Origin of the sequence: Rhodanobacter lindaniclasticus (genome assembly GCF_004799035.1) — a bacterium.
Taxonomy (GTDB): Bacteria; Pseudomonadota; Gammaproteobacteria; order Xanthomonadales; family Rhodanobacteraceae; genus Rhodanobacter; species Rhodanobacter lindaniclasticus.
Genome location: NZ_MWIO01000001.1, coordinates 15,649 through 34,441, shown reverse-complemented (window position 1 = coordinate 34,441; position 18,793 = coordinate 15,649). Strand labels below are relative to the sequence as shown.

Annotated in this window: 13 protein-coding genes and 2 pseudogenes; 2 read left to right on the top strand and 13 right to left on the bottom strand. The window is 68.2% G+C overall.

All coding sequences use genetic code 11. From position 1 onward, the window contains the following. Window positions 1-271: 271 nt before the first annotated feature. Window positions 272-628: pseudogene (locus tag B1991_RS00140) on the bottom strand (integrase core domain-containing protein); the annotation flags it as partial. Between the two features lie 539 nt (window positions 629-1,167). On the opposite strand from B1991_RS00140, the pseudogene grxD reads away from it, so the two are divergent. Both grxD and B1991_RS00130 read left to right on the top strand, forming a co-directional pair. Then, window positions 1,168-1,776: pseudogene (gene grxD / locus B1991_RS00135) on the top strand (Grx4 family monothiol glutaredoxin); the annotation flags it as partial. 454 nt (window positions 1,777-2,230) lie between these two features. Next, on the top strand, window positions 2,231-5,194 hold the full coding sequence (locus tag B1991_RS00130; protein ID WP_136256673.1) for a TonB-dependent receptor plug domain-containing protein: 2,964 nt from the start codon (window positions 2,231-2,233) through the stop codon (window positions 5,192-5,194). Window positions 5,195-5,342: 148 nt separating this feature from the next. On the opposite strand, the gene ilvA is transcribed toward B1991_RS00130, so the two are convergent. The 12 genes from ilvA to B1991_RS18575 form a co-directional block, all read right to left on the bottom strand. After that, entirely contained in the window at window positions 5,343-6,896 is a 1,554-nt protein-coding gene (gene ilvA, locus B1991_RS00125) for a threonine ammonia-lyase, biosynthetic (protein ID WP_136256672.1), read from the bottom strand. Further along, window positions 6,893-7,141 (bottom strand): acetolactate synthase small subunit, encoded by a 249-nt coding sequence (gene ilvN / locus B1991_RS00120; RefSeq protein WP_136256671.1) that lies wholly within the window; start codon window positions 7,139-7,141, stop codon window positions 6,893-6,895. The genes ilvA and ilvN overlap by 4 nt, the downstream gene beginning before the upstream one ends. 58 nt (window positions 7,142-7,199) lie before the next feature. Continuing rightward, window positions 7,200-8,999: a biosynthetic-type acetolactate synthase large subunit gene (gene ilvB, locus B1991_RS00115; RefSeq protein ID WP_425466639.1), complete on the bottom strand. Its 1,800-nt coding sequence runs from the start codon at window positions 8,997-8,999 to the stop codon at window positions 7,200-7,202. 107 nt (window positions 9,000-9,106) lie between these two features. Further along, entirely contained in the window at window positions 9,107-9,448 is a 342-nt protein-coding gene (locus B1991_RS00110; RefSeq protein ID WP_136256670.1) for a VOC family protein, read from the bottom strand. Window positions 9,449-9,516: 68 nt separating this feature from the next. Then, window positions 9,517-10,527, bottom strand: a complete 1,011-nt coding sequence (gene ilvC, locus B1991_RS00105) for a ketol-acid reductoisomerase (protein WP_136256669.1) — start codon at window positions 10,525-10,527, stop codon at window positions 9,517-9,519. Further along, window positions 10,524-12,239, bottom strand: coding sequence for a dihydroxy-acid dehydratase (gene ilvD, locus B1991_RS00100; protein ID WP_136256668.1), 1,716 nt, complete (start codon window positions 12,237-12,239; stop codon window positions 10,524-10,526). The genes ilvC and ilvD overlap by 4 nt, the downstream gene beginning before the upstream one ends. Window positions 12,240-12,515: 276 nt before the next feature. Further along, window positions 12,516-13,607 (bottom strand): 3-isopropylmalate dehydrogenase, encoded by a 1,092-nt coding sequence (leuB, locus tag B1991_RS00095; protein WP_136256667.1) that lies wholly within the window; start codon window positions 13,605-13,607, stop codon window positions 12,516-12,518. Beyond that, a complete protein-coding gene (gene leuD / locus B1991_RS00090) occupies window positions 13,604-14,185 on the bottom strand; it encodes a 3-isopropylmalate dehydratase small subunit (protein ID WP_136256666.1) in 582 nt (193 codons plus the stop codon). Before leuD ends, leuB begins: the two co-directional genes overlap by 4 nt. A 187-nt stretch (window positions 14,186-14,372) precedes the next feature. Further along, on the bottom strand, window positions 14,373-15,785 hold the full coding sequence (leuC, locus tag B1991_RS00085; RefSeq protein WP_136256665.1) for a 3-isopropylmalate dehydratase large subunit: 1,413 nt from the start codon (window positions 15,783-15,785) through the stop codon (window positions 14,373-14,375). Beyond that, the gene (locus B1991_RS00080) at window positions 15,782-16,783 is read right to left on the bottom strand and encodes a branched-chain amino acid transaminase (RefSeq protein WP_136256664.1); all 1,002 of its coding nucleotides are present in this window, start codon (window positions 16,781-16,783) and stop codon (window positions 15,782-15,784) included. The genes leuC and B1991_RS00080 overlap by 4 nt, the downstream gene beginning before the upstream one ends. Next, window positions 16,780-18,390 (bottom strand): 2-isopropylmalate synthase, encoded by a 1,611-nt coding sequence (locus B1991_RS00075; protein ID WP_136256663.1) that lies wholly within the window; start codon window positions 18,388-18,390, stop codon window positions 16,780-16,782. Before B1991_RS00075 ends, B1991_RS00080 begins: the two co-directional genes overlap by 4 nt. A gap of 116 nt (window positions 18,391-18,506) precedes the next feature. Continuing rightward, window positions 18,507-18,644, bottom strand: coding sequence for a hypothetical protein (locus B1991_RS18575; RefSeq protein WP_168709550.1), 138 nt, complete (start codon window positions 18,642-18,644; stop codon window positions 18,507-18,509). Window positions 18,645-18,793 lie beyond the last annotated feature (149 nt).

The following is an 18,793-nucleotide window of genomic DNA, read 5'->3' as shown; positions in this document are numbered from 1 at the left end:
CAGGGGCCTTACCCCGAACACTTTCACCGGAGACGGTGTGGGCTTTGCCGGGGCCGGGGCGATCGCCGGCCGCCACCTGCCACAGGGCGCAGCGCGGGCCTGGTTCCAGACGGTCCTCCGCGGAGATCGTCGCGCGTGCGGCCTTGCGATAGCCCTCGATTCGCCAGCGTCTACCGCCGCGCAGCCGCCGACTTGACCTGCACACATCAGGCCGATGCCGACGTGGCAATGTCCTCCCGCTTTGAGTAGCGGTGCGATTTAGAGCCCGGGGTTACTTTAACTGCTGCGCATAGGCGGCGGGTGTCAGCTCGCCCAGCGCCTTCTTCGGTCGTTCCTCGTTGTATTCCCGCCGCCAGCGTTCGATCTCGGCGCGTGCGTGCAGCAAGCCGGGAAACCAGTGCTCGTTGAGGCATTCGTCGCGCAGGCGGCCGTTGAACGACTCGATGTAGGCGTTCTGGTTCGGCTTGCCCGGCTCGATCAGGCGCAGTTGCACGCCACGCGCATGCGCCCAGGTCGCCATGGCCTTGCCGCAGAACTCCTTGCCGTTGTCGCTGCGGATGACCTTGGGCAGACCACGCGTCTGCGCCAGGCGATCCATTACGCGCGTCACGCCCATGCCGGAGATGGCCCAGTATGGGGCTTAGTGAAAATGTCCGCAGAATCGGGGTAGAACCCGCGAAGTGCAAATCGATGTCCGGCTTGCCCATCCAGGCCTCCGCACCGCGTGGTACAGCACCAAGTTGCGGCGCGCCCAGCGTCGGCTGCTGGGAGTTCGCAGCAGGGACGCCGGCATCGTCGTGGAGCGCGAAATCCGCCGGGACAGCGTCGGACGCGGAAGCATATGCGCTCGCCAAGGCCAGGGAATCATGACTTCCCGTGCAGGCGGCGAAGGGTTCTGATGGAAGGGAAGAACCGACCAACCGACCTTGGCAAGGATCGATGTCGCTGTCTTGTTCGCTTACGCCACGGAGCCTTGTGACGCCGGGTCCACTCTGCTCAAAAAGGGAGCTCGATTGAGGCATCGAAAAACGATGCCAGCGTGGTCATGGTGGAGCAGTGGGCGGTGAGGAGCACATCCTCCGCACCGAATGCCTGGAGGTTGTGCCTCCGGACCCGAGCGGCGGCATCCCGGTCGGCGTACCATGGGCATTTCCCCGGAGCCGTTCCATGCCACTCGATACCGCCACCCGCGACCGCATCGACAACCTGCTCAAGGAACATCGCGTCGTGCTGTTCATGAAGGGCACCCGGCACCAGCCGATGTGCGGTTTTTCCGCTGCTGCCACCAACACCCTGAACGAACTGCTGCCTGACTACCACACGGTCGACGTGCTGGAGGATCCGGAAGTTCGCGAAGGCATCAAGCTATACGGCGACTGGCCCACGATCCCCCAGCTGTATGTGGAGGGCGAGCTGGTTGGTGGCGCGGACATCATCAGCCAGATGTACGGCAGCGGCGAGTTGCACACCCTGTTCGGATTGGCCGCACCGGATCGCACGCCGCCGGACATCACCATTACCGACGCCGCCGCCGAGGCCATCCGCCAGGGCACGGCCAGCGCGCAAGGCATGGCCTTGCACCTGGAGATCGGTCCCGACCACAGTGCCGGCTTCCAGCTGGCGCCGGCCGGTACACATGACATCGTGGCGCACGCCAACGGTCTGGAGGTTCACTTCGACCCAGCCAGTGCGCAACGCGCCAAGGGCATCGTGATTGATTGGGTGTCCACCGTGCAGGGCGAAGGTCTCAGCCTCACCTTCCCCGGCGCAACGCAAGGCGGCTGAATCCGCCAGGGCGAGGGTTGCCGGCCGCCCGGTCGACGTTCGCCCACTCCTCGTCCACGCAGTCGCATGGCGTCGTCTCGATCGCCATGCGACTGTGTGCGTGCCGAACGTCCACGTCCAATCCCCCTTAGGGCCGCAGGGTATGCAAGCCGCCACAAAATGCGGGCCTGAGCGGGGTCGCCTTCCTGCGCATTCGAGGGCCGTGGGACAGGGCAGCTTGCGACCCTCCGACACCGCCACCAGGCGGCTTCGCGACTGTCATTTGCACGTGTTGCAATTGATAAAGATATGTTGACAACGCGTTAGATTTTGCCGTACGGTCAGTCACTGGAAGCGGCCGCGATCGATTGTGCGTTGAGGGGGCCGTCCAATTCCATTTCCGCGCCCATCACCAAGAATGGTGCCGGAGGGTGTGTTGCCAACCGCAGTTCTCAGGAGTACTTGAATGAAATTGCTCAATAAAAAACTTGCGACCGCAGTGCGATACGCACTGTCCGTCGGTGCCCTCGTGGCGACCGGCGCGGTGTTCGCACAGGACACGACACCGACTGACCAGACCCAGCCGACCAGCACCAAGACGCTGCAGACGGTCGTGGTTACCGGCTCGCGCATCCGCAGTGCGGATATCGAAACCGCGCAGCCGATCATCGTGATGGATCGCACCCAGATCGAAAACCAGGGCTTCAACTCGGTAGCCGATATCCTGCAGAACCTGCCCCAGGCAGGCACCCCGCCGATCAGCCGCTCCTCCGTGCTGGCCTCCGGTGAGGATGTCGGTGGTTACTACATCGACATGCGCAACCTGGGTGCCAACCGCACCCTGATCCTGCTGAACGGCAAGCGCCTGGGTACCACGACCAGCGGCCTGCAGGACCTTTCGCAGATCCCGATGTCCGCGATCGACCGCATCGAAGTCCTGAAGGACGGTGCCTCGGCGATCTACGGCTCCGACGCGATCGCCGGCGTGGTCAACATCATCACCCGCAAGAACTTCGACGGTGCCGAAGCCAGCGCCTATCTGGGCCAGTACAGCCAGGGCGACGGCGACAAGCAGACCTACAGCATGACCATGGGTGCCCACAGCGACAAGGGTTCCATCACGTTCAGCGCCGAATACTCGAAGGAAGATCCGGTCTGGGCCAAGGATCGTGATTTCAGCCGCTTCGGCTCCACCACCCGCCATCCCACCGCCGGCTGGTCGATCGTGTCGCAGTACGGCAACTTCTTCATGCCGGACGGCTATTGCGCCTCCGGTCTGTGCGCGCTGAACCCGGGCGGTAACCCGGCCAATCCGGCCGACTGGCACGATACCGGCGCGGGCGGCGGCACCAACGACCGCTCCAACCCGAACACCGAGATGATGCTGAACACCGGCATCGAGCGCCATTCGCTGTTCGTCAGCGGTGACTACAACATCACCGACAACATCAAGTTCTCGTCGGACTTCCTGTACAACAAGCGTTCGACCCTGCAGCAGGTTGCCGGCTATCCGTTCCAGCCCGCGTTCTACATGCCGTTCACCCTGCCGAACGACCGCGACCCGATCGGCCTGGAGCCGAGCAGCTACTTCAACCCGACCGGCGAGAAGGTCTACTTCTACCGCCGTGGCTGGGAAGTGCCGCGCACCACCCAGAGCGATCTGACCACGTACCGCTTCTCCGGTACCCTGGAAGGCAGCTTCGACATCGGCGAGCACACCTGGAACTGGGATATCGGCGGTTTCGTCAATGACAACAGCCTGCTGAAGGTCCAGCACGGTGACTTCAGCCTGATCGGCGCCCAGGGTGCACTCGGCCCGTCGTTCCTCGATCCGTCCACGGGTCTGGTCACCTGCGGCACCGGTCCGGACAACGCCCTGCCCTACGGCAGCGCGCCGGGTTCGTGCGTGCCGTGGAACCCGTTCATCCCGTCGACCCAGGGTGGTCCGAACTCGCTGTCCGATCCGACCCTGCAGGCTTACCTGTTCCCGTACTATCACGACACCGGCCATACCCGTACGGTCGACTACAGCGCCAACATCACCGGTTCGGTATTCACCTTGCCGGCAGGTGACCTGAGCGTGGCGGCGGGCTTCGAGTACCGGCATGAGTCCGGCGACTTCGTGCCTGACGCGTTCAGTCAGGCCGGCATCAGCACCAACCTGTCTTCCGGCCCGACCGGCGGCGGCTACAACACCAAGGAATACTACGTCGAGCTCGAGGCGCCCCTGCTGAAGGACCTGCCGTTTGCTCAGTCGTTGACCGCGAACGTCGCCAGTCGCTACTCGGACTACAGCTCGTTCGGCACCACCACCAACAACAAGTTCAGCCTGGCGTGGAAGCCGATCGACGACCTGCTGGTCCGCGGCACCTACGCGGAAGGCTTCCGTGCGCCGACCATCGGTGACCTGTTCGGCGGCATCAGCGGCACGTTCGACTACTACACGGATCCGTGCGATACCGTGCGTGGTGCGGCGGCGACCAATCCGGCCGTGGCGGCGCGTTGCTCCAGCGGCTTCGGTGGCCAGCCGGGTACGCCGGCCAACTTCCAGCAGCTGGGTCAGGGTGGCGTGGTGTGCGCAAACCTCCCCTGCCAGACCGGCATCCAGAACTTCGCCGGCGCCAACCCCAACCTGCAGCCGGAGACCTCGATCAGCCGTACGCTGGGCGCGGTCTACAGCCCGAGCTGGATCCAGGGTCTGGACCTGAGCCTGGACATGTACCGCATCCGCATCAACAACGCGATCACCGGCGACTCGATGAGCGCCCAGCTCAGCGACTGCTACGTGCTCGGTGCGGCGTCGCGTTGCGCCAGCGGACTGTTCCAGCGCGATCCGGCCACCGGCGTGGTGACCTACGAATTGCGTGGCGGCCGCAACGCCGGTTGGGTTGACACCAAGGGCTACGACTTCGGCGTCAACTACCGTCTGCCGGAGTTCTCGTTCGGCAAGTTCGCGGTGCATTGGAACTCGACCTACACCGACTACTACAACGTGAAGGCCGACAACGAGCCGACCACGGTCGTCTCGCCCAGCACGAGCTTCGGTGGCAACTTCCGTGTGCGTTCCAACCTGGGGGTCGACTGGACCTTGGGCGACTTCTCCGCAAGCTGGATGACGCGCTACTACTCCAGCATGAAGGAGACCTGCTCGTTCGATAACGTGCCGGGTGGTGGTCCGGAGTGCAACATGCCGGACTACATCGCTCCGGATACGGGTCCCGTCCGCCTGCGTCGCACGGGTGCCAACACCTTCCACGACGTGCAGTTCCGCTGGAATGCGCCGTGGAATGCCACCATCTCGGTGGGTGCCAACAACGTGTTCGGCCACGTGGGTCCGATCATGTACTCGGCGCCGAACTCGCAGTACTCGTACTACGGCGGCTTCGACATCGGTCGCTTCTACTACCTGCGCTACAACCAGAAGTTCTAAGCTCGATCTGAACCCAAGGTTGGTATAGACCGGGACCCCGCGAGGGGTCCCGGTTTTTTTTGGCCCTTCGCCCATACCCGAAGGGGCTGCCTCCGCCAGCGAGGGAGAGTGGTGCCACCGGGTCATTCCAGGCCGCCATGCGCCTCGTTCAACCGCGCAGCAGCAAGCGGTAGGCCGGGTGCGTGCTCTCGTCCACGTGCGGATAGCCGGAGGTGGCGAGGAACTGCGCGAACAGGGGTTGTTCGGCGGCCGGCACCTGCAGGCCGACCAGGATGCGGCCGTGGTCGGCGCCGTGGTTGCGGTAATGGAACAGGCTGATGTTCCAGTCCGGGTGCAACTGGTCGAGGAAGTGCACCAGTGCGCCGGGGTGTTCGGGGAATTCGAAGCGATACAGCAGTTCGTCGCGGGCCAGCGGCGAGCGGCCGCCGACCATGTGGCGCAGGTGCAGCTTGGCCAGTTCGTCGTCGGTGAGGTCGAGCACGTCGAAGGCCTGGGCATGGAAGGCGGCGGCCAGTGCCTCGCGTTCGGCGCGGCTGGCGATCTGCACGCCGACGAAGATGTGCGCGCTGCGCGTGTCGCCGATGCGGTAGTTGAACTCGGTGATCTGGTGCCGGCCGAGCGTGGCGCAGAAGCGGCGGAAGCTGCCGCGCTCCTCCGGGATGGTCACCGCGAACACGGCCTCGCGCTGCTCGCCCAGCTCGGCGCGCTCGGCGACGAAGCGCAGGCGGTCGAAATTCATGTTGGCGCCGGAGACGATCGCCACCAGTGCGCCGTCGTCGGCGGGATGCGCGGCGACGTACTGCTTCAGCCCGGCCAGGGCGAGCGCGCCGGCGGGTTCGGGCACGCTGCGGGTGTCGTGGTAGATGTCGCGGATCGCGGCACAGATGGCGTCGGCATCCACCCGCAGCATGGCGTCGACGTGTTGCCGGCACAGTGCAAAGGTCAGCGCGCCGACCTGCTTCACCGCGGTGCCGTCGGCGAACAGGCCGATCTCGTCCAGCACCACGCGCTCGCCGCGCTCCAGCGAGCGCGCCATCGCGTCCGAATCGGCCGCCTGCACGCCGATCACCTGGATCTCGGGTCGCAGCGACTTGATGCATGCGGCCACGCCGGCGAGCAGGCCGCCGCCGCCGACCGGCACGAACACTGCCTGCAGCGGGCCGGGGTGCTGGCGCAGGATCTCCAGTGCGATGGTGCCCTGGCCGGCGATCACCGCCGGGTCGTCGAACGGATGCACGAATACCGCGCCGCGCTCGGCCTGCAGCTGCGCGGCGGCCGCTTGCGCGTCGCTGTAGGAATCGCCGGCCAGCAGCACTTCCACCAGCGCGCCGCCGAAGCGGCGCACCGCGTCCACCTTCACCTGCGGTGCGGTCAGCGGCATCACGATGCTGGCACGGATGCCCAGCGTCGCCGCGGCCAGCGCGACGCCCTGCGCGTGGTTGCCGGCCGAGGCGGCGATCACGCCGCGCGCACGCTGCGCGGCGTCCAGCTGCACCATGCAGTTGTACGCGCCGCGCAGCTTGAACGAGAACACGCTCTGCTGGTCCTCGCGCTTGAGCAGCACGCGCCGGCCCAGCCGCGCGCCGAGCAGCGGCGCCTCTTCCAGCGCCGATTCGCGCGCCACATCACGCACGCGCGCGGCGCGGATCTGCGCGAGCAGCGCGTCGTCGCCGTCGAGCAGCAGCGGCGCGGCTGCATTCACGCGGCGAGCGCTGCGGACGGTTGCGCCACTTGCAGCACATCGACCAGCTTGCGCGTCTGCTGCATGATCCGGCCCAAGCCGGCTTCGTCGCATTGCAGGCTGAGCACCAGCCGCGACACCGCCGGATCGTGGGTGGGGCCTACCGTCAGCGTGTCGATGTTGTAGCCGCGCGCGGCGAACAGCCCGGCTACGCGCACCAGTGCGCCGGCTTCGTTCTGCATCAGGATGGACAAGGTGTGCTTCATGGCAGATGACTCCGTGGGTGAGTCCCTCTCCCGGAGGGAGAAGGGAAAGATCCAAAGCTCAGAACATGTTCGAGGAAGCCGCGCCGCCCGATGCCGGTGCCGCGCGCGAGGCGATGAAATCGCCGGTGATCATCTGCGCGTAACTGGACCCGGGGCCGACCATCGGATACACGCCCGCATCCGGGTCGATCACCACTTCGAGAAAGGCCGGGCCGTCGAAGGCGAGGAAGTCCGCGACGGTCGCTTCCAGTGCGCCCGGCTGGTCGAGTCGGCGCGCCCAGGCGAAACCATCGGCCTGCGCGGCGAGCACGAAATCCTTCTTGTGCAGGCTCTTGTCGGAGCCGGCGAAGCGGCCCTTGAAGTACAGCTTCTGCCACTGCCGCACCATGCCGTCGCCGGCGTTGTTGAGCACCACGACCTTCAGCGGCAGGCCGTAGGTGGTGACGGTTTCCAGCTCGCCGATGTTCATGCGGATGCTGGCGTCGCCGTCGATGTCGATGACGAGCTTGCCCGGATGGGCGAACTGCGCGCCGATCGCCGCCGGCAGGCCGAAACCCATCGTGCCCATCGAGCCGGAGGTCAGCCAGTGGCGAGGTGCGCGGAAGTCGAAGTACTGCGCCGCCCACATCTGGTGTTGGCCGACGCCGGTGCTGATGATCGCGCGGCCGCGCGTGCGGCGATTGATCGCCTCGATCACCGCGTATGGCTGGATCAGCGCGCTGGCGCGGTCGTAGTTCATCGCATGCACGCGCTTGAGCTCGGCCACGTGCGCGTGCCAGGCGTCGAGCTGCGGCTTGATGCCGTGCGCGCGGCCGTACGCGATGAGCCGTTCCAGTGCGCGTTGCAGCGGGCCGACGTGGTGCCAGTCGACGCGCTTCACCTTGCCGATCTCGGCCGGATCGACGTCGATCTGCGCGATGAACTTCGCGCGTGGCGCGAACCGGTCGGGTACGCCGGCGACGCGGTCGTCGAAGCGCGCGCCCAGCGCCAGCACGAAGTCGCAATCCTCCACCGCGTAGTTCGCGTAAGCCGTACCGTGCATGCCGAGCAGGTGCAGCGCCAGCGGGTGGGTGCTGTCGAAAGCACCCAGGCCCATCAGCGTGGTGGTGACCGGCAGGCCGAAAGCCTCGGCGAACGCGCGCAGCGCCACGGCGGCCCCCGCCGCGATCACGCCACCGCCGGCATAGATCAGCGGGCGTTGCGCCTTGGCCAGCGCGGCGAAGAAGTTGGCGCAGTCGATGTCGGCCAGGCTGGCCTGCTCCACCGCGTGCAGCCGCGAACGGTAACCACTGAGCAGCAGCTCGCCGCTGCCATGCCAGTCGATGGCGGTGTTCTGCACGTCCTTGGGCACGTCCACCACCACCGGGCCGGGGCGGCCGCTGCGCGCCAGGGTGAAGGCGGTGCGCACGGTTGCTTCCAGCTGCGCGGCATCGGTAACCAGGAACACGTGTTTGGCGCAGGCGCCCATGATGTTGCTGACCGGCGCCTCCTGGAACGCGTCGCTGCCGATGGCCGTGGTGCCGACCTGGCCGCAGATCACCACCAGCGGGATCGAGTCGGCCATCGAGTCGCGCACCGGCGTGACCACGTTGGTGGCGCCCGGGCCGGAAGTGACGATCGCCACGCCCACCTTGCCCGAGGCGCGTGCGTAACCGGCCGCCATGAAACCCGCGCCCTGCTCGTTGGCAGGCACCACCAGCGGCATGGAATCGCCGCCGTCTTCGCGGGGGTGCAGCGCGTTGTGCCGGAACACCGCGTCGTACACCGGCAGGATCGCGCCGCCGGAATAGCCGAAGATCACCTCCACGCCCTCGTCGGCGAGCACCCGCACGATCGCCTCGGCGCCGCTGCTCGGCACCGCGACGGGTGAAGGATGGGCGATGGCTGCGCTGGCGGACGGGGAAGAGGTGGTCACGATGACTCCTGGCGGTACCGGTCGGGCCGGCGGGTCGAGGACAGTGCGGGTCAGTTGCGGATCAATTCTTCCGTCGCGGGCTCGTGCACCGGCACGCCGTAGGTCGAGATGATCCGCAGGTCCTGTGCCACGGCGGAGAAGCTCTCCCACGCGATGCCGTTGACGTCGGCGTCGCTGGTGAAGCCGTGTGCGTCGTCATCCTCGAAGCCCACGTGACGCAACTGCCCTGCGCGCGCGGGCTCGCGGCTGATCGAGAAATTGAGCTGGTCAGTGCGCCACATGGCATAGGTGCCCGGCACCAGCGCCTGCGGCGGCTGGCCCAGGCGGGCGCTGTAGTCGGCGACGGAAGCGTCCAGGTCGGCAACGGCCAGGGCGATGTGGAAACGTTTCATGGCAAACCTCGTGATGTCTGGACAAGTGATGGGAGCCGCCGGCGTCACGCCGGCCGGCCCGGGTGGAGTCAACCGGCTTTCTTCAGCGGCTCGACGGCCGCCTTCGGTGCGCTCGGCTGCAGCCACGGCATCCGTGCGCGCAGCTTGGCGCCGACCTGCTCGATCGGATGGGCGAGATCGGCCTGCTTGAGCCGGTTGTAGTTCGGCAGGCCGGCCTTGTATTCGGCCGTCCAGTTGCGCGCGAAGGTGCCGTCCTGGATGTCGGCCAGCACCTCCTTCATGCGCGCCTTGACGCCGGCGTCGACCACCCGCGGGCCGCTGACGTAGTCGCCGTACTGCGCGGTCTCGGAGACGAACTGCAGCATCTTGGCCAGGCCGCCCTCGTAGAACAGGTCGACGATCAGCTTCAGCTCGTGCATCACCTCGTAATAGGCGATCTCCGGCTGGTAGCCGGCTTCCACCAGGGTCTCGAAACCCTTGGTCACCAGCTCGCTGGCGCCGCCGCAGAGCACCGCCTGCTCGCCGAACAGATCGGTCTCGGTCTCTTCCTTGAAGTCGGTCTGGATGAGCATCGCGCGGCCGCCGCCGATGCCGTCGGCGTAGCCCTTCGTCTTCGCCTCGGCGTGGCCGCTGACGTCCTGGTGCACCGCCCAGATGCACGGCACGCCGCGGCCGCGCTCGTACTCGCTGCGCACCAGCGCGCCGGGGCCTTTCGGTGCAACCAGGATCACGTCGACGTCGGCGCGCGGTTCGATCTGCTTGAAGTGCACGTTGAAGCCGTGCGCGAACAACAGCGCCGCGCCCGGCTTGAGGTTCGGTTCGATCGCTTCCCTGTACAGCGCCGGCTGCACCATGTCGGGGGTGAGCACGGCGACCAGGTCGGCGCCCTTCACGGCCTCGGCCGGTTCGGCGACCTTGAAGCCGTCGGCCTTGGCCTTGTGCCAGGTCGGCCCGTTGGGGCGCAGGCCGACCACCACGTCGAGGCCGGAGTCGCGCAGGTTCAGCGCGTGCGCGCGGCCCTGGCTGCCGTAGCCGAGTACGGCGATGCGGGATGAAGCGAGAGGGTTGTGGCTGCTCATGCGGTGACTCCCTGGTTGGATGTGGTGGGGGTGGTGTGCGGTGCGGGTGAGGCGGGTTGCGTGGTGGCACCGTCCGAGGCCGAGCCCACCAGCAGGGCGAACTTGGCCAGCACGCCGCGGCTGACTTTCGGCGCCGGTGGCTGCCACCTCGCGCGGCGAGCGACGAGATCGGCGTCGGTGGCGATCTCGCGCGCGAGCGCGTCGATGCGGATGCGGTCGCCATCGGCGAGCAGCGCGATCGGGCCGCCGCGCGCCGCTTCCGGCGCGATGTGGCCGACCATGAAGCCGTGGGTGGCGCCGGAGAAGCGGCCGTCGGTGATCAGCGCCACGTCGTCGCCGAGGCCGCGGCCGATCAGCGCGGCGGTGACGCCGAGCATCTCGCGCATGCCAGGGCCGCCGGCGGGACCTTCGTTGCGGATCACCACCACGTCGCCCTTGCCGATGCGCCCTTCCTGCACGGCGGCGAAGGCGGCCTCCTCGCTCTCGAACACGCGGGCGCTGCCTTCGAAGCGGGTGCCGCCGTGGCCGGCGCTGTTCTTGCCGGGGATCTTCAGGATGCAGCCGTCCGGCGCGAGATTGCCGTAGAGAATGGAATAGCCGCCGTGCGGTTTCAGCGGTGCACTGACCGGCGCGATCACTGGTTGATCGGTGAAGCGCGGCGCGGCGGCGGCTTCGGCGAACAGGCTGCGGCCGGTGACGGTGGGCGCGTCGATCAGCATGCCGGCGGCGATCAGCTCCTGCGCCACGCGCGCGGCGCCGCCGGCGTCGAACATCTCCACTGCGGTGTAGCGGCCCGAGGGCAGCAGGTCGGCGATCACCGGGGTCGCCTCGGTGGCCGGCTGGAAATCCTCCAGCGACCACTCGGCGCCGGCCTCGCGCGCAATCGCCAGGGTGTGCAGCACCGCATTGGTGGAGCCGGCGGTGGCCGCCACCATGCGTGCGACGTTGGCCAGCGAGTCGCGGTTGATCAGTGCGCGCGGCGTGCGGCCGGCACGCAGGCAATCCATCACCAGCTCGCCGCAGCGATGCGCGGCCTTGATCTTGTCCGGATGCGTGGCGGGGATGTCGTTCAACCCCATCGGCGACAGCCCCAGCGTGGTCAGCACCATCGCCATCGTGTTGGCGGTGAACTGGCCGCCGCAGGCGCCGGCGCCGCCGCAGGCGTCGCATTCCACCGCGCGCAGTTCCGCGTCGTCGATCTTGCCCGCGCCGTGCGCACCCACCGCCTCGAACACCTGCTGGATGGTGATTGGCCGGTTCTTGTGCAGGCCGTGCGCGATGGTACCGCCGTACAGCGCCACCGCAGGGATGTCCAGCCGCGCCATCGCCATCGCCGCGGCGGGGATGGTCTTGTCGCAGCCGCACAGCACCACCATGGCGTCGCACAGATGGCCTTCCACCGCCGCCTCGATCGAGTCGGTGATGACTTCGCGGCTGACCAGCGAATAGCGCATGCCCGGCGTGCCCATGGCGATGCCGTCGGTGACCGCGATGGTGTTGAACTCCACCGGCGTGCCGCCGGCGGCGCGCACGCCGGCCATCGCCGCCTGCGCCAGCTCGCGCAGGTTCAAGTTGCATGGCGAGACGTCCGACCAGGTGTGCACCACCGCCACCAGCGGCTGCTTCAGCGCGGAGTCGTCCATGCCGGTGGCGCGCAGCATGGCGCGGGCGGGGGCGCGGTCGGGGCCGTTCTTGATCAGGTCACTGCGCATGAGGAAAGCTCCGAAGGACAAATTGCCTTCTCCCCCCCGGGGGGAAGGTGCCCCGAAGGGGCGGATGAGGGGCGGGTGCTCGCCATGAAGTCGATCGGCGGCGAAGAAAAAAGCGCCCCCTGCGCGCCGGGGAGGGTGACGAAACCGGACGGGCACTGGTCGCCATCACGGCGTGCGCCAGTCGTCCAACGTCGACAACGCGCAGGGAGCAGCAGAAAAAACGGACACCTCCGTGTATCCGCAGGAGTAACCGGGTGGTCGGGCGGCGCATCGGGTTCATGCGCGCGCACCGCTGAAACGAGTCACGGTGTTTGCCGCCGGACTGTCCAGTGCCGCCAGGATCGCGGCCAGCACGGCGGCGGTGCCGGCGCTGCCGCCGAGATCACGGCTGTGAGGACCGTCGCGCAGCACCGTGTCGACCGCGGCCTCGACGGCCTCCGCCTCGGCCTCCAGCCCCAGTGAATGACGCAGCAGCAACGCGGCGGAGAGGATCGCGCCGACCGGATTGGCCACGCCTTGCCCGGCGATGTCCGGCGCCGAGCCGTGGATCGGTTCGTACAGCCCGCGCCGGCCGTCGCCCAGCGACGCCGACGGCAGCAGGCCGAGCGAACCGGCCAGCGCGGCGGCCTCGTCGGTGAGGATGTCGCCGAACAGGTTCTCGGTAACCACCACGTCGTAGCTGGCCGGGCGGGTCAGCAGCAGCATCGCCATGGAGTCGACCAGCTGATGCTCGACGCGCACGTCGGGATAGTCGGCGGCGATGCGCTGCACCGTGCTGCGCCATAGCCGCGAGGTTTCCAGCACGTTCGCCTTGTCCACCGAGGTGAGCTGTCGGCGTCGTCCGCGCGCCAGCTCGAAGGCGCGGCGCACCACGCGCTCGATCTCGGTCACGGTGTACTTGCACTCATCGGTGGCGGCGTCGTCGCTGCGTGTGCGCGTGCCGAAGTACATGCCGCCGGTGAGTTCGCGCACGAACAGCACGTCGACGTCGTGCAGCCGTTCGTTCTTCAGCGGCGACAGGTTCGCCAGCGCCGGATGCACCTGCAGCGGACGCAGGTTGGCGTACACGCCGAGCGCGGCGCGCAGTGCCAGCAGGCCCTGTTCGGGCCGTACCGGTGCATTCGGATCGGACCACTTCGGCCCGCCCACGGCACCCAGCAGCACCGCGTCGGCGCAGCGGCAGGCGACCAGCGACGCGGCCCGCAGCGGCTCGCCGCAGGCGTCGATCGCGGCGCCGCCGATCAGCTGCTCGTCGAAGTCGAACACGTGCTCGTAGCGCGCGGCGACGGCTTTCAATACGGCCACCGCGGCGGCGGTGACCTCGGGGCCGACACCATCGCCGGGCAGGGTGACGATGTGCGCCTTCATGCGGCTTGCTCCTGTTGTTCGTAATGAGCGATCGCTGTCTCGTTCTGCAAGAGGTAACCGAGCTGGTCGACGCCGTGGAGCAGGCAGTGCCGCGCGAACGGTTCCAGCGCGAAGCGGATGCGGCCGCCGTCGGGCAGCGCGATGAACTGCTCGCGCACGTCGATCGCCAGCTCGATGCCCGGGTGCCGGAGCAGCCAGCGGTGCTCCGGCTCGTCGATGACGATGGCGAGCAGGCCGTTCTTCAGCGCGTTGCCGCGGAAGATGTCCGCGATCTCGCTGCACAGCACCGCGCGGATGCCGTAGTCCAGCAGCGCCCACGGCGCGTGCTCGCGCGAGGAGCCGCAGCCGAAGTTGCGTCCGGCGACCAGGATCGCGCAGCCGCGCGCTTCCGGGCGGTTGAGCGGGAAGGCTGGGTTGTCGGCGCCGTCGGCCTGGTAGCGCCAGTCGTGGAAGCACAACCGGCCCAGCCCCTCGCGCGTGGTGGTGGTGAGGAAGCGCGCCGGGATGATGCGGTCGGTGTCGATGTTCTCGTCGGCCAGCACGGCGGTGCGCGAGTGGAGGTGGGTGACGGGTTGCATCAATGCAATTCCTCGCTTCTTGCGTTGGCCTCCTCTCCCCTTTGGGGAGAGGATTGAGGTGAGGGGCGGGTGCTTGCGGCGTTGTTGATCAGAGCCCGCTTTGATGCGGTATCTGCGTCGGCGTGGCCCCTCACCCCAGCCCTCTCCCCGGAGGGGAGAGGGAGCGCAACGCGGCGGTCGTGGGCATTCATGCCGCCACCTCCACCAAGTATTCCCGCGGATCAGCGATGCACCCGGCGATCGCCGATGCCGCGGCAGTAGCCGGGCTGGCCAGCACGGTGCGCGCGCCCTTGCCCTGGCGGCCTTCGAAGTTGCGGTTGGAGGTGGACACCACCAGTTGCCCGGGCTGCGCCAGGTCGCCGTTCATCGCGATGCACATCGAGCAGCCGGGCACGCGCCATTCGGCGCCGGCGGCAAGGAACACCCGGTGCAGGCCTTCGCGCTCGGCGTCGCGGCGCACCGCCTCGGAGCCGGGCACCACCAGCATGCGCACGCCGGCGGCGACGTGTCGGCCGCGCAGCACGCGCGCCACTTCGCGCAGGTCGGACAGGCGGGAGTTGGTGCAGCTGCCGATGAACACCACGTCCACCGGCGTGCCCTGCATCGGCTGGCCGGGCTGGCTTCGCATGTAGTCCAGCGCGCGGCGCTCCTGCGCATTGGTGGCCGCCGGCACCGGTGCGTCCAGCGCGATCGCCATGCCCGGATGGGTGCCGTAGGTGACGGTGGGCTTCACCGCGGCGGCGTCGATGCGCACCTCGCGGTCGTAGCGCGCGCCGTCGTCGCTCTTCAGCGCGCGCCATTGCGTGACGGCGGCGTCCCACGCCGCGCCCTGCGGCACGCGCGGGCGACCTTTCAGCCAGGCGAACGTGGTCTCGTCCGGCGCGATCAGCCCGGCGCGCGCGCCGGCCTCGATCGACATGTTGCACACGGTCATGCGCTCGTCCATCGACAGCGCCTCGATCGCCGCGCCGCGGTACTCCAGCACGTGGCCGGTGCCGCCATCGACGCCGATGCTGCCGATGATGTGCAGGATCAGGTCCTTCGCCCCGACGCCGGCAGGCAATTGGCCGTCGACGTGGATCGCCATGGTCTTCGGCCGGCGCTGCAGCAGGCACTGCGTGGCCATCACGTGGCCGACCTCGGTGGTGCCGATGCCGAACGCCAGCGCGCCGAACGCGCCGTGGGTCGAGGTGTGGCTGTCGCCGCAGACGATGGTCATGCCCGGCTGCGTGGCGCCCAGCTCGGGGCCGATCACGTGCACGATGCCGCGCTCGGCGCTGTCCCAGCCGTGCAGCTCGACGCCGAATTCGCGGCAGTTCGCTTCCAGCTGCGCGACCTGCGCCTGCGCCTCGGCGCTCGCGTACGGGCGGCTGCCGTCGGCGTTCGCCGGCAGGGTCGGCGTGGAATGGTCCAGCGTGGCCAGCATGCGGTCGGGCCGGCGCAGCTTCAGGCCGCGCGCGCGCAGTTCGCTGAACGCCTGCGGCGAGGTCACCTCGTGCACCAGGTGCAGGTCGACGTAGAGGATCGCCGGCGTGTCGGCGGTCTCGGCGGCGACCACGTGGGCGTCCCAGATTTTCTCGAACAGCGTCCTCGCACTCATGCCGATGCCTCCATAGGGGCAGGCTGTTGATGAGGAGTCCGGCCATGGATGGCCGGTTCTTGATCTTCGCGACCAGGGATGACCGCACTGACCATGGTCAGCCAGGACCGGCGATCCTCGGTGCGCCCGTCGAACAGGCCGAAGAACGCCTGCCGCAGCTGCTGCGTGACCGGACCGGGCGCGCCCTGGCCGATCGCCTTGCGGTCGACCGAGCGCACCGGCGTGATCTCGGCGGCGGTGCCGGTCATGAACACCTCGTCGGCCGAATACAGCGCCTCGCGCGGCAGCTCGCGTTCTTCCGCTTCGATGCCAAGATCGGCGGCCAGCGCCAGCACGCTGTCGCGGGTGATCCCGGCCAGGATGCCGGCGCTGGACGGGGGCGTGAGCAGCTTGCCGTTCTTCACCAGGAACAGGTTCTCGCCGGCGCCTTCGCTGAGCAGGCCGTTCACGCCCAGCGCGATGCCCTCGTCGTAGCCGTTGCGGCGCGCCTCCAGCCCGATCAGCTGGCTCGACAGGTAATTGCCGCCGGCCTTGGCCCAGCTCGGCAAGGTGTTCGGCGCGGGGCGGTGCCAGGACGACACGCAGATGTCGGCGCCGCGTTCGGCTGCCTCGCCCAGGTACGCGCCCCAGGCCATCGCCATGATCGCCACCTCGACCGGGGCGCCGTCCTTCGCCAGCACGCCCAGCCCGCCCGCGCCGCGGAACACGATCGGCCGCACGTAGGCCGACGGCATCGCGTTGGCGCGGATCAGCTCCAGGCAGGCGGCGTTGATCTCCTCCTCGCCGTAGCCGATCTCGATTTCGTAGACGCGGGCCGACTCGAACAGGCGCCGGGTATGGTCGGCGAGGCGGAAGTAAGCCGGACCGCGCGGCGTGGCGTAGACGCGCTCGCCCTCGAACACGGAGGAGCCGTAGTGCAGCGCGTGCGCGCTGACGTGGGTGGTGGCTTCGGCCGACGGCTTGATGCGGCCGTTGTGCCAGACGAAGGGCGTACTCATGCAGCGGTCTCCTTGTGCGCACGTGTGCGCGTGACATCCGGCGGATTCGACGCCGCCTGGCGTTCGATGCGATTGACGATGGCCAGCGCGGCCTGCGCGGTGGCTTCGACGATGTCGGTACTGACGCCCGCGCCGTTCCACTGGCGGCCGGCGTGATGGGCGACCAGCCGTGCCTGGCCCTGCGCGTCGCCGCCTTCGCTCACCGCGCGCACCTGGAAATCGGCCAGGCGCAGGTCGCTGTCGGTGGCGCGTTCGATCGCGCGCAGCACCGCGTCGACCGGACCGTCGCCTATAGCCGCCTCCGCCGCCTCGCGCCCGTCGTCGTGGCGCAGTTTCACCGCGGCCGAGGCGCCGGCGCCCAGGTGCGTGCTGGTGTCCAGCCGCAACAGCTGCCACGGACCCAGCGCGTCGGGGTCCTGGCCCAGCGCCAGTGCTTCCAGATCCTCGTCGTGCACTTCGCGCTTCTTGTCGGCCAGCGTCTTGAAGCGCGCGAAGATCGCGTCCAGCGCCGCTTCTTCCGGCGCGTGACCGAGCGCCTGCAGGCGCTGGCGCAGTGCGGCGCGGCCGGAGTGCTTGCCCAACACAAGTTTCGTCTCGGCCAGGCCCACGTCCTGCGGGCGCATGATCTCGTAGGTGCCGCGATGCTTGAGCATGCCGTGCTGGTGGATGCCCGACTCGTGCGCGAACGCGTTGGCGCCGACGATCGCCTTGTTGCGCTGCACGTTCTGGCCAGTGAGCTGGGACAGCAGGCGCGAGGCGGGGTAGAGCTTGCGCGTGTCGATGCGGGTGTCCGCGCCGAAATAGACGCCGCGCACCTTCAGCGCCATCACGATCTCCTCCAGCGCGGCATTGCCGGCGCGCTCGCCGATGCCGTTGATGGTGCATTCCACCTGCCGCGCGCCGGCCTCCACCGCAGCCAGGCTGTTGGCCACCGCCAGGCCGAGGTCGTTGTGGCAATGGCTGGAGAACACCACGCGTTCGGCGCCGGCGACGTGGGCGCGCAGCCATGCGAAACGTTCGGCGATCTCGGCCGGCGTCATGTAGCCGACCGTATCCGGCGCGTTCAGTGTGCTGGCGCCGGCCGCGATGGCGGCGGCGAACACCTCGGCGAGGAACTCCGGCTCGGTGCGCATCGCGTCCTCGGCGGAGAACTCCACCTCGTGGCAGCGCTCGCGCGCCTGTTCCACCGCGGCCACCGCGGCCTCCAGTACCTGCGCCTTGCTCATGCCCAGCTTGTGTTCGCGATGCAGCGGGCTGGTGGAGATGAACACGTGGATGCGCGAGCGATTCGCCTTCTCCAGCGCACGGGCGGCGCTGTCGATGTCGCCGGCCTGGCAGCGCGCCAGCGCGCACACGGTGGTGGATTTCAGCGACTCGGCGATCTGCGCCACCGCGGCAAAATCATCCGGCGAGGCCTGCGGAAAACCCGCCTCGAGCACGTCCACGCCGAGCGATTCGAGCATCTGCGCCATGCGCAGCTTGGCGCGCCGGTCCATCGAGAAGCCGGGCGTCTGCTCGCCGTCGCGCAAGGTGGTGTCGAAGATGCGCACGCGGTCGGCGGCTACGTCGCCGGCCTCGTGTTGTTCGTCGTGCTGCTGGGTTTTCATGGCTTCGCTCCGATCGGGATGCGATGCCGAGGGCAACAAAAAACCCCGCGCCGTTGCCGGTGCGGGGTTCTTCGGGAGTCTTCAGGTTTGTTTTCTAGCTACCTGGACACATGCCCTCAGCCCGCACCTCCGTTGGTAATGAGGAGTACGAGTACGAGAGCAAGAAGGAGCGTGCCGCCGAGTTGCAGCAGACCGTCGACCGTCGCGAGACGGTTCACTTCGGCGGTGCGGCAATGGCTGCTGCGTTGCGACATGAAATCGACCCTAAGCGATGCGGCCGAATCTGTCAACAAAAATCTTCATGACGAAATCTTCTAAGCCGCCGCGGCGCAATTTGGACGGCTAGGCGGCCAAATGGATACAGATGAAACCATTGGCTTCGCCGGGATAGGCTGCCGACGGC

Coding starts and splice junctions, on each gene's coding strand:
- leuC (WP_136256665.1), bottom strand. CDS start 15,785: ATGAGTGCGAGGACGCTGTTCGAGAAAATCTGGGACGCCCACGTGGTC.
- leuB (WP_136256667.1), bottom strand. CDS start 13,607: ATGAAGGCGCACATCGTCACCCTGCCCGGCGATGGTGTCGGCCCCGAG.
- B1991_RS00075 (WP_136256663.1), bottom strand. CDS start 18,390: ATGAAAACCCAGCAGCACGACGAACAACACGAGGCCGGCGACGTAGCC.
- B1991_RS00080 (WP_136256664.1), bottom strand. CDS start 16,783: ATGAGTACGCCCTTCGTCTGGCACAACGGCCGCATCAAGCCGTCGGCC.
- ilvD (WP_136256668.1), bottom strand. CDS start 12,239: ATGCGCAGTGACCTGATCAAGAACGGCCCCGACCGCGCCCCCGCCCGC.
- B1991_RS00130 (WP_136256673.1), top strand. CDS start 2,231: ATGAAATTGCTCAATAAAAAACTTGCGACCGCAGTGCGATACGCACTG.
- ilvC (WP_136256669.1), bottom strand. CDS start 10,527: ATGAGCAGCCACAACCCTCTCGCTTCATCCCGCATCGCCGTACTCGGC.
- B1991_RS18575 (WP_168709550.1), bottom strand. CDS start 18,644: ATGTCGCAACGCAGCAGCCATTGCCGCACCGCCGAAGTGAACCGTCTC.
- leuD (WP_136256666.1), bottom strand. CDS start 14,185: ATGCAACCCGTCACCCACCTCCACTCGCGCACCGCCGTGCTGGCCGAC.
- ilvN (WP_136256671.1), bottom strand. CDS start 7,141: ATGAAGCACACCTTGTCCATCCTGATGCAGAACGAAGCCGGCGCACTG.
- B1991_RS00110 (WP_136256670.1), bottom strand. CDS start 9,448: ATGAAACGTTTCCACATCGCCCTGGCCGTTGCCGACCTGGACGCTTCC.